The 14,548-nt window shown below is 72.0% G+C and carries 17 protein-coding genes; 12 read left to right on the top strand and 5 right to left on the bottom strand.

Annotated features, from left to right (window positions below):
* Positions 1 to 394 precede the first annotated feature (394 nt).
* From ADK55_RS25120 to ADK55_RS25130, 3 genes are all read left to right on the top strand, one after another.
* Positions 395 to 2,659: a xanthine dehydrogenase family protein molybdopterin-binding subunit gene (locus ADK55_RS25120; RefSeq protein ID WP_053682058.1), complete on the top strand. Its 2,265-nt coding sequence runs from the start codon at positions 395 to 397 to the stop codon at positions 2,657 to 2,659.
* A 62-nt stretch (positions 2,660 to 2,721) separates the two neighbouring features.
* Positions 2,722 to 3,177 (top strand): (2Fe-2S)-binding protein, encoded by a 456-nt coding sequence (locus tag ADK55_RS25125; RefSeq protein ID WP_053682059.1) that lies wholly within the window; start codon positions 2,722 to 2,724, stop codon positions 3,175 to 3,177.
* 64 nt (positions 3,178 to 3,241) lie between these two features.
* The gene (locus ADK55_RS25130) at positions 3,242 to 5,191 is read left to right on the top strand and encodes an APC family permease (RefSeq protein WP_053682060.1); all 1,950 of its coding nucleotides are present in this window, start codon (positions 3,242 to 3,244) and stop codon (positions 5,189 to 5,191) included.
* A gap of 1 nt (position 5,192) precedes the next feature.
* Here the strand turns inward: ADK55_RS25130 and ADK55_RS25135 are convergent, their stop codons facing one another.
* Together ADK55_RS25135 and ADK55_RS25140 are read right to left on the bottom strand one after the other, a co-directional pair.
* Positions 5,193 to 5,390, bottom strand: coding sequence for a hypothetical protein (locus ADK55_RS25135; protein WP_053682061.1), 198 nt, complete (start codon positions 5,388 to 5,390; stop codon positions 5,193 to 5,195).
* Between the two features lie 133 nt (positions 5,391 to 5,523).
* Complete coding sequence (locus ADK55_RS25140; protein WP_053682062.1) at positions 5,524 to 6,732, bottom strand: helix-turn-helix domain-containing protein; 1,209 nt, start codon at positions 6,730 to 6,732, stop codon at positions 5,524 to 5,526.
* Positions 6,733 to 6,864: 132 nt separating this feature from the next.
* Between ADK55_RS25140 and ADK55_RS25145 the strand changes: the two genes are divergently transcribed.
* From ADK55_RS25145 to ADK55_RS25170, 6 genes are all read left to right on the top strand, one after another.
* Positions 6,865 to 7,428 (top strand): TetR/AcrR family transcriptional regulator, encoded by a 564-nt coding sequence (locus ADK55_RS25145; protein ID WP_053682063.1) that lies wholly within the window; start codon positions 6,865 to 6,867, stop codon positions 7,426 to 7,428.
* Between the two features lie 228 nt (positions 7,429 to 7,656).
* Positions 7,657 to 8,061: a hypothetical protein gene (locus ADK55_RS25150; RefSeq protein WP_053682064.1), complete on the top strand. Its 405-nt coding sequence runs from the start codon at positions 7,657 to 7,659 to the stop codon at positions 8,059 to 8,061.
* Entirely contained in the window at positions 8,058 to 8,849 is a 792-nt protein-coding gene (locus ADK55_RS25155) for a hypothetical protein (protein ID WP_078999389.1), read from the top strand. The genes ADK55_RS25150 and ADK55_RS25155 overlap by 4 nt, the downstream gene beginning before the upstream one ends.
* A 71-nt stretch (positions 8,850 to 8,920) precedes the next feature.
* The gene (locus tag ADK55_RS25160) at positions 8,921 to 9,367 is read left to right on the top strand and encodes a roadblock/LC7 domain-containing protein (RefSeq protein WP_323181926.1); all 447 of its coding nucleotides are present in this window, start codon (positions 8,921 to 8,923) and stop codon (positions 9,365 to 9,367) included.
* Between the two features lie 73 nt (positions 9,368 to 9,440).
* Positions 9,441 to 9,815: a hypothetical protein gene (locus ADK55_RS25165; RefSeq protein ID WP_053682065.1), complete on the top strand. Its 375-nt coding sequence runs from the start codon at positions 9,441 to 9,443 to the stop codon at positions 9,813 to 9,815.
* A gap of 195 nt (positions 9,816 to 10,010) precedes the next feature.
* On the top strand, positions 10,011 to 10,493 hold the full coding sequence (locus ADK55_RS25170) for a VOC family protein (RefSeq protein ID WP_053682066.1): 483 nt from the start codon (positions 10,011 to 10,013) through the stop codon (positions 10,491 to 10,493).
* A 10-nt stretch (positions 10,494 to 10,503) separates the two neighbouring features.
* On the opposite strand, the gene ADK55_RS25175 is transcribed toward ADK55_RS25170, so the two are convergent.
* Complete coding sequence (locus tag ADK55_RS25175) at positions 10,504 to 11,232, bottom strand: SIR2 family NAD-dependent protein deacylase (protein ID WP_053682067.1); 729 nt, start codon at positions 11,230 to 11,232, stop codon at positions 10,504 to 10,506.
* Positions 11,233 to 11,422: 190 nt separating this feature from the next.
* Here ADK55_RS25175 and ADK55_RS25180 point away from each other — a divergent pair, with 190 nt between their 5' ends.
* From ADK55_RS25180 to ADK55_RS25190, 3 genes are all read left to right on the top strand, one after another.
* Complete coding sequence (locus ADK55_RS25180) at positions 11,423 to 11,866, top strand: hypothetical protein (protein WP_053682068.1); 444 nt, start codon at positions 11,423 to 11,425, stop codon at positions 11,864 to 11,866.
* A gap of 30 nt (positions 11,867 to 11,896) precedes the next feature.
* On the top strand, positions 11,897 to 12,739 hold the full coding sequence (locus tag ADK55_RS25185) for a GNAT family N-acetyltransferase (protein ID WP_053682069.1): 843 nt from the start codon (positions 11,897 to 11,899) through the stop codon (positions 12,737 to 12,739).
* A 61-nt stretch (positions 12,740 to 12,800) separates the two neighbouring features.
* A complete protein-coding gene (locus ADK55_RS25190; protein WP_053682070.1) occupies positions 12,801 to 13,250 on the top strand; it encodes a tetratricopeptide repeat protein in 450 nt (149 codons plus the stop codon).
* 44 nt (positions 13,251 to 13,294) lie between these two features.
* On the opposite strand, the gene ADK55_RS25195 is transcribed toward ADK55_RS25190, so the two are convergent.
* Positions 13,295 to 13,738, bottom strand: a complete 444-nt coding sequence (locus tag ADK55_RS25195) for a subtilase-type protease inhibitor (RefSeq protein ID WP_053682071.1) — start codon at positions 13,736 to 13,738, stop codon at positions 13,295 to 13,297.
* A gap of 342 nt (positions 13,739 to 14,080) precedes the next feature.
* Positions 14,081 to 14,524 carry a hypothetical protein gene (locus ADK55_RS25200; protein WP_053682072.1) on the bottom strand — a complete coding sequence of 148 codons (444 nt, stop codon included), beginning with the start codon at positions 14,522 to 14,524 and terminating at the stop codon, positions 14,081 to 14,083.
* Between the last annotated feature and the right edge of the window lie 24 nt (positions 14,525 to 14,548).

Genomic DNA, 14,548 nt, shown 5'->3' on the forward strand with positions numbered 1-14,548 from the left:
GAGCCTTGCCCGGGGCATATGCTCGCGGCCTCCCGGATGCTGCGCGGCTGTACGAACGAATCCGGTCACCCCGTCCGGCGCCCCTGAGGTGGAGCCGCACCGGAGGAGCCGTGCCTCCGTGGCGGGACCCGGCCGGAAACCGGCCCCCGGGGCGGCCCCGGTCGAGCGTGCGGCCGAAGTGTGCGAGTGGACAAGGCCGTTGTGTCCCCGCCGGCCTCCCGCCGCCGTGACGCGCGAGGTACCCCCGAACGAAGGACCCCTCGCCGCCGGCGGGCGGCGCGTCCGCTCGCCCCGGAGCGGGTTCCCCCCGCACTCGGTGATCGCTACGCTACGTGTCGGTAATGAGTCGGGGAGGTCCGTTCAGCGGGCCGCGCGGGACAGGGGCCACGGGGACATGAGCGGTCAGGGCGGCGACACCGGGCAACGCCGCGACACGGGGCAACGCCGCGACGCGGGACGGAGCCGGCGCTCGTTCCTCACCCACCTCGTGGCCGCGCCGACCCTCGCCCTCGTCACCCGCGTCGGCGCCGACTCCCTCGCCCCGCAGCCCGCCCACGCGGTGATCCCGAGCCTGCCCGCCATCGCCGACCTGGTGGACCTCGGCGACCTGTTCATCCTGGCCGGGGCGCCCACGTCCGCCCTGCTGGCCCTCGCCGTCGAATCGGACGGCACCATCCGCTTCCGACTGCCCCGGGAGGAGGTCGGCCAAGGCCTCACCACCGCCGTGGCCATGCTCGTAGCCGAGGAACTCGACGCCCCGCTGGCCCACGTCCGGGTGGAACTGGACGACGCCCGGCCCGAGTTGCTGTTCAACCAGCTCACCGGGTCCTCCAATGCGATCCGCTCCCTCTACGGGCCCGTCCGGCAGACCGCCGCCACCGCCCGGGCCCGCCTCGTCGCCGCTGCCGCCGCCCGCTGGAACCTCTCCGCCGCCGCCCTGACCACGGCGAACGGCGTCGTCCGGGCCCCCGACGGGCGCACCGCCGACTACGGCGGCCTCGCCTCGGCCGCCGCCGCGCCCGGCCTGATCGTCATCGGAGCCACCCCGAAACCACCGGCCCGACACACCCTCGTCGGGCAGCCGACCAGCCGCGTCGACGCCCGCGCCATGGTCACCGGAGCCCTGCGCTACACCCTCGACCTCGACGTGCCCGGCGCCAAACCCTGTGTGCTGCGCCGACCGCCCACCCTCGGCGGCAGCGTCCGGAGCGTCGCCAACCTCGCCGCCGTCCAGGCCATGCCCGGAGTCCTGCACGTGGTCACGATCCCCACCGGGGTCGCCGTCGTCGCCGAGACCTTCGGGCAGGCACTCGACGCCAAGGCCGCCCTCCGGGTCGAATGGGGCCCCGGCCCCGCCGACCGGCTCTCCGACGCGCAGGTACGGACGAAGCTGCGCGCCGCCACCCCGCCGCCGCTGGTGCCGCCGCTGCTCACCCCGTACGTGGACGCCGAATTCGACTTCGCGTTCGTCAGCCACGCCCCGATGGAGACCAACTCCGCGGTGGCCGACGTACGGGACGGGCGGGCCGAGATCTGGTCCGGGCTCAAGTCCCCGATCGTGGCCCGCCAGACCATCGCCGCCGATCTCGGACTGCCGCTCGACAAAGTCACCGTGCACGTGGTCCAAGCCGGCGGCTCCTTCGGGCGGCGCCTCTTCTTCGACGCCGCCCTGGAGGCCGCCCGGGTGTCCAAGGCCTGCCGCCGCCCCGTGCGCCTGATGTGGACGCGCGTCGACGACACCCGCCACGGTCGGATGCGGCCGGCCACCCACCACAGGATCCGCGCCACCCACGCCCTGGGCGAAGTGCTCACCTTCGAACACCGGGTGGCCGCCGCCGAGACGGACTTCCGGCACGGCCTCGGCGAGATCATCACCGCCACCGCGGCGAACCTGCCGCTCGGCCTCGGCAACGCCACCCTCGCCCAGACCCTGTTCCACACCACGATCAAGTCCCCGTACCACTTCGGGCTCACCACCCAGGCGCTCACCGAGGTGCCGACGGGAGTCCCCACCGGCTCGTGGCGCTCGGTGTACTCCGCCAACACCCGGGGCGCCGAGGAGATCGTCGTCGACGAACTGGCCGCGCGGATGGGGAAGGACCCGTACGACTTCCGCCGCGCCTTCCTGAAGACCGACGCCCAGCGGGCGGTCCTCGACAAGGCCGCGCGGGAGGGGGAATGGGGGCGGGCGATGCCGGCCGGGTGCGCGCAGGGCATCGCCTTCCACGAGGAGTACAAGTCGCGCACCGCCTGCCTGGTCGAGATCGACACCCGCGACCCGGAGCACGTCCGCGTCACCAAGGCCGTCATCGCGGTGGACGTGGGCCTGCCCGTCAACCCGCGCGGGCTGGAGGCCCAGATGATCGGCGGTCTCACCGACGCCCTCTCCACCACCCTGCGCGCCGGACTGCACCTCGACAACGGGCTTCCTCTGGAGGGCAGTTACAGCCAGTTCCACTGGGCGAGGCAGCGCGACACCCCCAAGGACGTAAGGGTCTTCGTACTTCCGGCGACCGGCACCGAACCGGGCGGCGCCGGCGAACTCGGGGTGCCCGCCGCCGTCGGGGCCATCGCCAACGCCTGGGCCCGGGCCACCGGCAAGAAGCCGCGGGTTTTCCCGCTCGACTTCGACGTGGACTTCACCCCCTACCCCCGCTAGGCCCCCCGTTCCGTTTCCATCTCCCGCCATCGTTCTCGCCACCACCCCAGGAGCGCCGCGCCGTGCCCTCGCACACCTTCACCGTCAACGGGCGGAGCGTCACCGTCGACGCGCCCGACGATCTGCCCCTGCTGTGGGTGCTCCGCGACATGCTGGGTGTACGCGGCCCCAAGTACGGCTGCGGCGTGGACGTCTGCAAAGCGTGCACCAGCCACCTCGACGGCACGGACATCCGCCCCTGCGTGGTGCCCGTGTCCGCCTGCGCCGGCAAGGCGGTGACCACCATCGAGGGCCTGGCCGACGGGGACGACCTGCACCCGGTGCAGGAGGCCTGGATCGAACAGGATGTCGCCCAATGCGGGTTCTGTCAGCCCGGCCAGATCATGGCCGCGGTGGCGCTCCTGCGGCGGACGGCCGACCCCACCGACGAGGACATCGACGCCATCGCCAACATCTGCCGCTGCGGAACCTACTTCCGCATCCGCGAGGCCATTCGCAGTGCGGCCGCGAAGATGTGAGCACGGCAGGCGACACAGCCCACAGAGCGGGTGAACCGGACAAAGGTTGACCGATCATGCCTGAATGAGGCGTATCAATGCGAAACGCGTGCTGGTCGGTGAGCCGCTCGACACCGCGCGCCTGGGCGAGACCCTGCTTCCCAAGCGGCTCGCGCTGCCCATCTTCTGCAGCGACCCGCTCTCCTCGGTGGCGTACGCCACCGAGGAGATCCTGCTCATCCTCGCCCTCGGCGGCGTGACGCTGCTCCACCTCACCTGGTACGCGGCAGCCGCCATCGTCTTCCTGATGATCGTGGTCGTCGCCTCCTACCGGCAGACCTGCCACGCCTACCCCGGCGGCGGAGGCGCCTACATCGTCAGCTCCGAGAACCTCGGCCCGACGGCGGCGCTGACCGCCGCCAGCGCGCTCCTCGTCGACTACGTGCTGACCGTCGCCGTCTCGGTGGTCTCCGGCGTCGCCGCCATCACCTCCGCCATCCCCTCGCTCAGTGACCACGAAGTCGTGCTGTCGGTCGGCTTCGTGGTGCTGCTGACCCTGATGAACCTGCGTGGCGTGCGGGAATCGGGCCGGATCTTCGCCATCCCCACCTATGGCTTCGTGCTCGTCATCTACGTCATGTTCGCGGTCGCCGCCGTACGGATCGCGACCGGCGCGACCATCCGCGCCGAGTCCGCCTCCCTGCCCATCATCGAGACCGAGACGTTCACGGGCCTGGCGCTGGTGTTGCTCGTGATGCGCGCCTTCGCCTCGGGCTGCACCGCGCTGACCGGCGTCGAGGCCATCAGCAACGGGGTCCCCGCCTTCCGCAAGCCCAAGAGCCGCAATGCCGCGAACACGCTGGCGATCATGGGCGTCCTGTCCGTGACCATGTTCCTCGGGATCACCATCCTCGCCATGGCGTACCAGGTGCACGTCGCGGCCGACCCGACGGAACTGGGCCTCGCCCCCGGGACGCCGACCTCGACCGCGCTCGCGCAGATCGGCCGGGCCACCTTCGGCAGCTGGCACTTCCTCTTCTACCTGCTCCAGGCCGTCACCGCCGGGGTGCTGATCCTCGCCGCGAACACCGCCTTCAACGGATTCCCGATGCTCGCATCGATCCTCGCCAAGGACCGCTACGCGCCGCGCCAGCTCTTCAACCGCGGCGACCGGCTCGTGTACTCCAACGGCGTCGTGCTGCTCGCGCTGGCCGCCATCGCCCTGATCGTCGCCTTCGACGCCGAGCTGACGCGCCTCATCCAGCTCTACATCATCGGAGTGTTCGTCTCCTTCACCCTGTCCCAGTCGGGCATGGTCCGGCACTGGAGGCGCGTACTGGCCTTGCCCGACACGGCGAAGGGGGAGCGGGTGCACATCCACCGCCGACTCGCCATCAACGCGGTCGGCGCGGCCATGACCGCCCTGGTGCTGGTCATCGTCCTCATCACCAAGTTCACCCACGGCGCCTGGTTGGTCGTCATCGCCATGCCGCTGCTGTTCGTCGGCATGAAGGGGGTCCGGCGTCACTACGACACCGTCGCCGACCAGGTGGCCGTCGCACCCGGGGTCAGGCCGCGCAAACCCTCCCGCCACCACGTCGTGGTGCTGGTCTCCTCCGTGCACGCCCCGACCCTGAAGGCGCTCGGCTACGCGCAGGCCCTTCGGCCCGACAGTCTCACGGCGGTGAGCGTCGCGGCCGACGCCGAGGACGCGCACCGGCTGCGCGAGGCCTGGGCCGGGCACGACCCGGGGGTCGCGCTCAAGGTGCTGCACTCGCCGTACCGCGATGTGGTCGGGCCGGTCCTGGAGTACGTGCAGGAGCTGGCGGCCGCGGAGGGGACGGACATGCTCTCGGTGGTCATTCCCGAGTACGTGGTGGGGCACTGGTGGGAGCAGCCCCTGCACAACCAGAACGCGCTCCGGCTGAAGGCCCGGTTGCTGTTCACGCCGGGTGTCGCGGTGATCGACGTCCCGTACCTGCTGGAGTCGGCGAAGCCGGCCGAGACGGCCGACCCCACCGAGGCGAGGCGTTAGCTCAGGCCCGCGGCCCGGCGCCGCGCAGCAGCTCCAGTTCGCCGCGGAGCGCGAGCACCCGGTCGTGCTCCAGTTCCGCCGCGTAGAACTCGTGGGCCGCCCGGAGCCGTGTCTCGCGGTCCTGGGCGGCGGTCAGCTCGGCGGCCGCCCGGGCGGCTTCGGGGGTGTGGGACGCGGGGTCGGCGGGGGTGTGCGCCATGGTCTCTCCCGGTGGTGCGTGGGGGGTCGGAACACGACCGAGCCTTGTACACGGCCGGTGGCCGCCGGGCATCCCGTGAGGTCGAGCCGGCTGAAAATCGCCCCCTGGTTACCGGCTGGTAAGTCGCTGTTGGTCAGCCAGTTGGCCCTTTCGGGCCGAAAGGGCGCTCCTGCGGCTTTGGCCGGGATGCGACCTGTTCCGTCGAGGCGTGCCGGACCACCGCCGCGTGCGCCAGGGCCAGCTCCACCACATGGGCGGGATCGGAGAGCGAGCGGCCGGTCAGCTGCTCCAGACGGCGCAGCCGGTTGGAGACCGTGTTGCGGTGGCAGTACAGCCGCTGGGCGGCGTACGAGGTCGAGCCCTGGCAGGTCAACCACGTGCCCAGGGTGGTCAACAGCACCCGGCGGTCCTCCGGGGGCAGGGCCAGGACCGGCCCCAGCACCACCTGCCGCAGCCGGCCCGCGAGTTCGGGCTGCCCCGCCACCAGCGCCGCCGGGAGTCGTTCGTCCAGCAGCACGGTGAGCGGACCGGTGGAGGCGGGGGAGGCGCGCAGCGCGAGGGCCGCCAGCCGGCGGGCGCGGGCCAGGTCGGCGGCCTCCGCCACGACGGGGCTGACCCCGGCCCGTACGCCCGACGGGGCGAGCAACTCCCGTACGGACTCCAGCGGGTGGTGGCCCAGTTCCACGAGGCCCGTCTCCCCGTCGGCGCGGTTGCGCCACAGCACGCGCGGAGCGACGGGATCCGGGCCGGCCTCCGGGAGGCCGGGCGGTGCCAGCACGATCACCGCGAACCTGCCCCGCGCGGGCAGCCCCAACCGGGCCGCCGCCTCGGCGGCCTCCCCGGTGCCGTCGAGCAGCGCGTCCAGCAGGGACGCCCTGAGTTCCCGGTCGCGCTCGGCTCGGGGGGACTCGGCCAGGCGGTAGGCGTCGGACGCGGCGTCCGTCATCTGCTCCAGTACGTCCCACAGCGCGGCCGCGCCCGGCAACAGTCGGGGCAGCGCTGCCCGGTCGTGCGCGGCCACCGCCTCGGTGAGGGTCTGCCACAGCAATCGGCCGCCGTGCCGTCGGACGCGGAGCAGGGAGGCGAGCGGCAGTCCCTGTTCGGCCCGCAGGGTGCCGGTGGCCCGGGCCTCGGAGAGGTCCACCGGGAGACCTCGGGACTCGCGGACCATGCCGTCGACGGCCTGACGGAGGTGACGGTGGATCCGTTCGCGCAATTCGGTCCGCCCCAGCAGGGCGGCGTACGCGGGGTCCTCGGCCAGTGTGCGGTCGGCGAGCCGGTCCGCCGCCACGGCGATCCGGCGGTCCAGGTCCTCGCGTATCTCCTCGATGATCCGCTCCATGACCGGCAGGGTGACACGGGGGAGGGGCCGGTGGGGAGGGCCCGGAGCCCGCCGTGTCCGCTAGCGTGTCCTGAGCACTGCGCCTGAAGTACTCAGGGAGCCCGTTCCCGTACCCACCCCAGGAATCCGACCATGCGCCAGAATCCGGAACGTCGCGTCGCGCTGCTCGACGCCGCCATCGAAGTCCTGGCGCACGAGGGCTCGCGTGGGTTGACCCTGCGGGCCGTGGACGCCGAGGCGGGCGTCCCCACCGGTACCGCATCGAACTACTTCGCCAACCGGGGTCAGCTCCTGGTCCAGATCCTGCACCGGTCCCGCGAGCGGCTCGCCCCCGACCCGGCGGACCTGGTCGGCCCGCTCGACACCAAGGTGCTGCTCGGCCGGCTCCTCGATCGGATGAGGCACGAGCGGAGCGTGCACATCGCGGCGCTGGAGCTGCGCCTGGAGGCCACCCGGCGTCCGGAGCTCCAGGCGGAACTCGCCGGCTTCCAGGGCGCGGAACTGGAGGCGAACGTCGCCTGGCACCTGGAGTCGGGGCTCCCCGGGGACCGGCAGGGCGTGGTGCTGCTGTACTTCGCGATGCTGGGCCTGATCGTGGACGACCTGACGGTTCCGAGCCTGTTGGACCCGTACCCGGTCGACGAGCTCCTGGAGGCGATGGTGGAGCGTCTGCTCCCGGAGCGGCCGACGGACTGACCGAGGCGTGCGGGCGGTGCGAGGATGGCGTCGTGCGACGTATTGACGTTCTCTTGTTCGCTTCTTGATCAGAATGCGACGCGTTCCGGCCAGGCTGTCACGAGCTATCGCGCATGTTCCAGCGGAAAATGCCAGAACCCCCTTTCGTCGTGTGGAACTTGAGTAAGTTCCCTCCTGTCGCGCCGTACGACCGTGCACCCAGCACGTCTGGCCGGGAGGGGAGCCCGCGTGCCCGGGATCGACGAATGTCTGCTCGAAGCCATGGCCCTGCCTGGTGCACGGGGGGCCTCCCTCGTGGACTGGAGCAGTGGACTGGCCCTCGGCACCGCAGGGGATTCGCCGGTCGGAGACCACGAGACCACCGCCGCCGAGACCGCCGAACTGGCCCGGGCGGCAGCCGAGTACGAATCCTTCGCCCCCGAGACCGGGGGAGCCGGCCAGTCGGACCTCGCCGGCCCGCCGGTCGAGGACCTGATCGTCACCACCCGCAGCGGCTACCACGTGCTGCGCTTCGTCGAGACGAGCTTCGACAGCAGCGTGTTCCTGCACCTCTGGCTCGACCGCGCCGACGGCAACCTCGCCCTCGCCCGACACAGACTCCGCGCACTGGCCGAAGGGCTGGTGCTCAGATGAACACCCCGACCCTCCCCGCCAACCCCGTGGAAGTGTCCCCCCTGTTGACCCGCCTCGCCGCCGAACGCGCCACCGGCGCCCTGCTCCGCGACCGGGGCACCCTGTTCCTGGAGGACGGCCGCGTCGTGCACGCCGAGAGCCCCTCCACCCCCGGACTCGACGTACTGCTCACCACCGGTGGCGGCCTCGCCCCCGAGCGCTGGAACGACGCCGTGAACCAGGCCGGAGCCCGCCGCCAGGTCGCCCGCTACCTCGTGGACAGCGGCGGCCTGGCGGGCGGCGAGCTGGAGATATGCCACCTCGCCGCGATCTTCGACGCCGCGTTCTTCGCACTGTCGCCGGGCAGCGGCCCGTCCCGGTTCCGCCGCGGCGCCACCCACTGGATCGGTTCCGTGCGCTCGGTACCCGCGGCCGCCGTCGAGCGGGAGACCCGCCGCCGCCGGGAACTGCTGGACGCCGTCTGGCCCTACCCGCTCCTGGACACCGCCCCCGTGATACCCCGTCAAGCCGCACCCGGGCAGACGATCACCGCCAGGCAACGCCTCCTGCTCCATCAGGCGGACGGCAGACGGACCCCCGCCGACCTCGCGTGGGTGCTCGGCCGACCGGCCTTCCACACCCTGCTCGACGTTCGCAGACTCGCGGCGGCCGGTCTCGTCGAGACCCCGCACGCACCGGCCCCGATACCCATGGCCGAGACACCCCTGCCCGACTGGATGACCCAGGCCCAATCCCCGGACGTGGCCCTGCTCCGCCGGTTACGCGACGCACTGGAGGCAAGCCTGTGAGGCTCCCGCTGCGACCGGTTCTGCGCACCGACCGCTCCGAGCGGAGACAGCCCGAAAGGAGGAAGGCCGACATGAGCACGGCGATGGTGAACGCCGAGGCCGAGGCCGAGATACTCGCCGAACTCCGGCGGCTGAGGGCCCGCCTCCCCCAACTCACCGGTGCCCTCGCGGCGAGCGTGGACGGTCTGGTGCTCGCCCACGACAGCGCCGCCACCGAGGCCGAGTCCGTCGCGGCCCTGACCGCCGCCGCACTCGGTGTCGCCCGGCGACTGAGCGACAGCACCGGCCAAGGCGGATTCCGCGAACTGCTGGTGCGCGGCGAATCCGGCTACATCGCCACCTACGCCGCGGGCGAGGCGGCCGTCCTCACGCTGATCGCCGAACCGCGCGTCAATGTCGGCCGACTCCACCTGGAGGCCCGCCGATCCAGCCTGCGCATCACCGAGCTCATCGAGCACAGCCTCGGCCGACGAGGCCCGGTGGCACCGCCGATGCCCACGCAGGCTCCGTCGACCTGAGCCGCACACCCCCACCGACCACTGACACGAACAGCAGAACCCCGGACAGTCACCGAAGAAAGAGGAACCTCTCATGGCCACTGTGGAAACCGCCCTCAAGGAAGCCACCACCGTCATCGACGGCGCGCTCGGAGCGGCGCTGGTCGACTACGGAAGCGGCATGGCGCTCGGCACCATCGGCGGGGGCAAGGACCTCGACCTGGCCGTCGCCGCGGCGGGCAACACCGACGTGGTGCGCGCCAAGGTGCGCACGATGGAGATGCTCGGACTCCAGGACGAGATCGAGGACATCCTCATCACCCTCGGCGGGCAGTACCACCTGATCCGACTCATGAAGGCGAGGGGTTCCAGCGGATTCTTCCTCTATCTCGCGCTCGACCGGGGTCGGGCGAACCTCGCCATGGCCCGGCACCAACTGAAGAAGATCGAAGCCGATCTGGAGATCTGACGGTCCCCGGGCAGGCCGCGACGGCGCGGTGGCGGACGGCGCGATGTGCTGCCGTCCGCCCCGGCGGCGCCTGGCCCACAGGGGTGAGATCCGGAGCGACGTGAACCCGTCCTGCGCCCACCGATGAGTTTCGGGCGCGGGGTCGGTCTGTATGTGCGGGACCGTGTCCCTCACCGCACGACTCTGGAGGCAGTCATGACCAGCAACCCGTTCACCACGTGCCTGTGGTTCGACGGCCGGGCCGAAGAGGCCGCCGACTTCTACCTGTCCGTCTTCAAGGACGGCCGGATCGGCCGGATCGGCCGCTACACCGAGGCCGGCCCCGGGCCGGTCGGCGAGGTGATGGTGGTCGAGTTCGAGATCAACGGCCAGAGGTTCATCGGCCTCAACGGCGGCCCCCAGTTCCCCTTCACCGAGGCCGTCTCCTTCCAGATCCCCTGCGCCGACGACGCGGAGGCGGACTACTACTACGAGGCCCTGACCAGGGACGGCGGCCAGGAGTCGGCCTGCGGGTGGGTCAAGGACAAGTTCGGCCTGTCCTGGCAGGTCACCCCCACCGAGGCCATCGACCTGATCAGCGACCCGGACCCGGGCCGAGCCGCCCGGGCCAGTGCCGCCATGCTCCGGATGAAGAAGCTCGACGTCGCGGAGATGCGGCGGGCGGCCGACGCCGGGTAGCGGAAGTGGGCTACCGGGCGGCGATCCGCGCCAAGAGTTCCGGGAGGGCGGTCCCGATCGGTTCGCGGATCACCTCGTCGGCGAGGGAGTCGTACGGCGTCTCCTGCGCGTTCACGATGATCAGGCGGGCCCCCGCCTCCGCGGCCATCGCGGCCAGCGAGGCGGCGGGCTGCACCTGGAGCGTCGAGCCGACCGCGATGAACACGTCACACCCCTTCGCCACGGCCATCGCCTGCCCCAGCACCTCGGGGTCCAGCCGCTGGCCGAACATCACCGTGGCGGGCTTCTGGATCCCACCGCAGAGCGGACAGGCGGGATCCGGGTCCCCTCCGGCGACCCGGGCCAGCGCCTCCTCCATGGTGGAACGGGCCCGGCACCCGGTGCAGAGCACCGATCGGGCCGTTCCGTGCAGCTCGAACACCTTGCGTTCCGGCAGTCCGGCGAGCTGGTGCAGTCCGTCCACGTTCTGGGTGAGGACGCGCACCGGTGTACCACCGCGCTCCAAGGCGGCCACGGCCAGGTGCGCGGCGTTGGGGCGCGCGTCGAGCGCCCCCATCTCGGCGCGCATCAGCCAGGAGCGACGTCGGATCTCCGGATCGGCCATGTAGTGCGAGTAGGTCACGAGTTTCTCGGCGTCGGGTTCCCGCCGCCACAGGCCCTGCGGTCCCCGGTAGTCCGGAATCCCGGAGTCGGTGGACATTCCTGCCCCGCTGAACACGGCGACGAGTGATTTCCCCATGCCGCGACCCTACGTACGGTCCACCGCCCGACGCGACCGGATTCCGCGCCGTCGCCCACCACCCCGTGACGGGGGCGGTGGTACGGCCTGCGGCCGAAAGGGGCGGTTCTCGGCCGAATCCGGCCCCCACTGGGGTGAGGCCCGGCCGCGTCCCTCCGCTTGGGCACGGGCGGGCGGCTACAAACCGGACATGACGCTCACCCCCCGCCTCACCGGCGCCCTCCTGCTCTCCCTGCTCGCGCTGCCGGCCCCGGCCCTCGCGGCCCCCGCGCCGGCTCCGGCCCCCGGCCCCGCCGTCGCCGCCGGGCCGCACCGGCACTCGGCCGCGGAGATCAGCCGCTTCCTCACCGTCTTCTACGGCAAGCACGGTCCCTCCCGGTACGGCCGGGAGCATCGCGTCTCGCAGGTGCTGAAGGACAAGCAGCGGGACAACCCAGAGAGCGACGTGCTGCTCTGCGCACAGGGGCAGCCCCGCACCATCGGCGTCGGCGCGGTCACGGTCGCCGCGTCCGCGGGCGTCGGCTGGGCGACCGTCACCACCGGCTGGGACTCCGAGCACACCGACACCTTCACCGCGTACGTACGGCTCGACTCCCAGCCGATCCGGCTCGACGACGTGATCTGCGCGGGCTGACCCCCGCGCGCGTCTGGTACAACACCGGGCATGACGGGATTCGAGATCGGCGGCGCGAGCGCCGCCGACATGGAAATGATCCGCGCCTGGGCCGACGAGGAGGGCTGGAATCCGGGTGACACCGACCGCTTCGCCTTCGCGGTCGCCGATCCCGACGGCTTCCTCGTCGGCCGGCTCGACGGTGAACCGGTGGCCTGCGTCTCCGCCGTGCGTTACGGCACGGGCTTCGGCTTCATCGGCTTCTACATCGCCCGTCCACGGGTCCGCGGCCAGGGCTACGGCATCCGACTGTGGAAGGCCGCCATGAGTCGACTCGACGGCCGCCTCGTGGGGCTGGACGGAGTGGTCGAGCAGCAGGACAACTACCGCAGGTCCGGGTTCCGTCCGGCCTGGAACAACGTCCGCCACGAGGGCGTGCCGCAGGCCGGGGACGACGGCGGGGTGCGCGTCGTGGACGCCGCCACCCTCCCCTTCTCCCGACTCGCCGCCTACGACCGGAAGTTCTTCCCCGAACCGCGCGACGCCTTCCTGTCCGCGTGGACGGGGCTGCCGGGCCGCACGGCCCTCGCCGCCGTCCGGGACGGGCAGGTCGAGGGACTCGGCGTGGTCCGGCCGTGCAGCGGGGCCTCCCGCGTCGGACCCCTGTACGCGGCCACGCCGGAGGTGGCCGCCGCCCTGCTGCGGCGGCTCGCCGAGCACGCCCCCGGCGGGGAGATCGCCGTGGACGTGCCCGACGCGAACCCGACGGCCACCGCCCTGCTGGCCGCGCTGGGACTGGTCCCGACCTTCGAGGCCGCACGGATGTACACGGGGCCGGCGCCCACGGTCGACCTGCCGGGACTGTACGGTGTCGCGAGTCTCGAACTGGGCTGACAGCGAAGGGGAGTTCGCCTAGTCTGCGCGGGTCCGCAGAGATCGGTCCGAGGGAGACACCGTGTCGTTCCTGCTCCTGCTCGTTGCCGCCGTACTGAGCATCCTCGGATGGATCAACGACAACGACGGCCTGAGCGAAGCCGGTTGGGTGGTCTGGGCGATCGGCATCCTCCTGCTCATCCTGCGATGGCGTCGCAACCGCCGGAAGTTCGCGTCCGTGGAACATGCGCGGGCCGCCGCCGAGGCGGGAGACCCCCGGGCGATGCGGGCCCTCGCCTCGATCCACAAACTGGGCGAGGACTACACCGAGGCGGAGCGGCTGCTCCGCTCGGCGATCACGCTGGGCGACGTGGAGGCCATGTGGGACATGGGGCGGCTCGTCGACCTCCGGGACGGACTCCCGGAGGCCGAACCGTGGTTCAGGATGGCCGCCGAGCACGGCCACTTCTTCGCGAAGCGGATGTTCCGTCCTGGACACGCCTTCAACATGGACGGCCAGAGCCCCTTGTGAACCGGGCGGCGGTCGCACGACGCCGCCCGGACCGGGCGTCGGACTCAGATGCCGAACAGGACGCCCGTGCTGTTGCGCAGGCCGCACGGGTTGCCGAACGTGTACGTGTAACTGAGCCGGCGCCCCTCCCAGACCCCGTCGGCGGTGACCGTCATCGGGTTCCACTCCCTGGTACACGCGGCGTCCGCGCGCGGTTCGGCGAGTGCGTCCAGCGCACGCCCGTTCGCCCGTAACTCGGCGCAGGCGGCGACCGGGTCCGGGTGCGTGCCGCTCGGCCGCGGCGCGCACACCAGCGTCACCGCGCGCAGCACCGTACCCCGGTCGGCGTCCGCGCCGGCCGTGACGCTGACCACGAGCGCGGAGGGCGCGTACATGCTCTCCGTGCCGGCGGGTGCGGCGTCGGCGGCTCCTGAGCCGACCAGCGCGGTGAGGGCGGTGAGCGCCATGGCGCCGGTGGCCAGTCCCAGATTCCTGGTGATGGACCGCATTTCGAACACTCCTCGGGTGGTTGCTTCGGATAGCGGACGTGAGTCTTGCCCATGTGAGACGGGCACGCCCGTTCGTACCGCAGTTTCGCGTCACTGATCGTGATCGCATGAGTGCAGTCCGCAGCGATGCCGAGGTGTTGACCTGTGGGGGAGCGAACCGCCGAATCGGCCGAAGACGCCCCTGAAACAACCCTGAAACACGCGGAACGAGGCCTCAAGGAGGGCTGGCGCCACCCTCGGACCCGCCTCTGCCCCGCTGTTCAGTGCCGGAACCGACGCCCGCGCCGAAGGGCGCCCGCGCGCGACCGGAGTCGCGGGCGGGCGCCCCTGGGGCGGGCCGGTTCAGCAGGCGTCGACCCAGTCGTGCGAGGCCACGTTGTCGTTGACCGGGAGGCCCTGCCCCTTGCCGGGGGCGGTGAACACGGTCCCGGCGGCGTTCAGGTCCGGGATCGACTGGCCCTGCTGGAGACACACCCAGGACCCGTGCATGTCGAGGTTGAAGAACAGCCGGACATCCTCCTGGCGGCCGGGGTAGCCGTTGTTCCACACGTCGGACACCTCGTTCCGGCAACCTGCCCAGTTGGCGTTCTTCTTGTCCCAGCGGCAGTGCCGGCCACCCGCGTGGTGGTGCTGCCAGGCGTACAGGAAACCGGTGGGCTCGGCCGCCCGGGCGGCGCTCGCGGTGGAGGCGGGTGCGACCGGCTCGGCCGCCCCCGACCCCGCCGACACCAGGGTCATCGTGGCCGCGAAGATCAGGCCGACGGGCAGGACGCGCAACGTTCGCATGAGGGTTCACACTTTCTGTCGGTT

The organism is Streptomyces sp. WM4235 (assembly GCF_001279725.1).
Classification (GTDB): domain Bacteria; phylum Actinomycetota; class Actinomycetes; order Streptomycetales; family Streptomycetaceae; genus Streptomyces.

What these genes read in the sequence shown, in the direction of transcription:
- ADK55_RS25120 (WP_053682058.1), top strand. Translation starts at nt 395, where the DNA reads ATGAGCGGTCAGGGCGGCGACACCGGGCAACGCCGCGACACGGGGCAA.
- ADK55_RS25130 (WP_053682060.1), top strand. Translation starts at nt 3,242, where the DNA reads ATGAGGCGTATCAATGCGAAACGCGTGCTGGTCGGTGAGCCGCTCGAC.
- ADK55_RS25135 (WP_053682061.1), bottom strand. Translation starts at nt 5,390, where the DNA reads ATGGCGCACACCCCCGCCGACCCCGCGTCCCACACCCCCGAAGCCGCC.
- ADK55_RS25140 (WP_053682062.1), bottom strand. Translation starts at nt 6,732, where the DNA reads ATGGAGCGGATCATCGAGGAGATACGCGAGGACCTGGACCGCCGGATC.
- ADK55_RS25145 (WP_053682063.1), top strand. Translation starts at nt 6,865, where the DNA reads ATGCGCCAGAATCCGGAACGTCGCGTCGCGCTGCTCGACGCCGCCATC.
- ADK55_RS25155 (WP_078999389.1), top strand. Translation starts at nt 8,058, where the DNA reads ATGAACACCCCGACCCTCCCCGCCAACCCCGTGGAAGTGTCCCCCCTG.
- ADK55_RS25160 (WP_323181926.1), top strand. Translation starts at nt 8,921, where the DNA reads ATGAGCACGGCGATGGTGAACGCCGAGGCCGAGGCCGAGATACTCGCC.
- ADK55_RS25165 (WP_053682065.1), top strand. Translation starts at nt 9,441, where the DNA reads ATGGCCACTGTGGAAACCGCCCTCAAGGAAGCCACCACCGTCATCGAC.
- ADK55_RS25170 (WP_053682066.1), top strand. Translation starts at nt 10,011, where the DNA reads ATGACCAGCAACCCGTTCACCACGTGCCTGTGGTTCGACGGCCGGGCC.
- ADK55_RS25175 (WP_053682067.1), bottom strand. Translation starts at nt 11,232, where the DNA reads ATGGGGAAATCACTCGTCGCCGTGTTCAGCGGGGCAGGAATGTCCACC.
- ADK55_RS25180 (WP_053682068.1), top strand. Translation starts at nt 11,423, where the DNA reads ATGACGCTCACCCCCCGCCTCACCGGCGCCCTCCTGCTCTCCCTGCTC.
- ADK55_RS25185 (WP_053682069.1), top strand. Translation starts at nt 11,897, where the DNA reads ATGACGGGATTCGAGATCGGCGGCGCGAGCGCCGCCGACATGGAAATG.
- ADK55_RS25195 (WP_053682071.1), bottom strand. Translation starts at nt 13,738, where the DNA reads ATGCGGTCCATCACCAGGAATCTGGGACTGGCCACCGGCGCCATGGCG.
- ADK55_RS25200 (WP_053682072.1), bottom strand. Translation starts at nt 14,524, where the DNA reads ATGCGAACGTTGCGCGTCCTGCCCGTCGGCCTGATCTTCGCGGCCACG.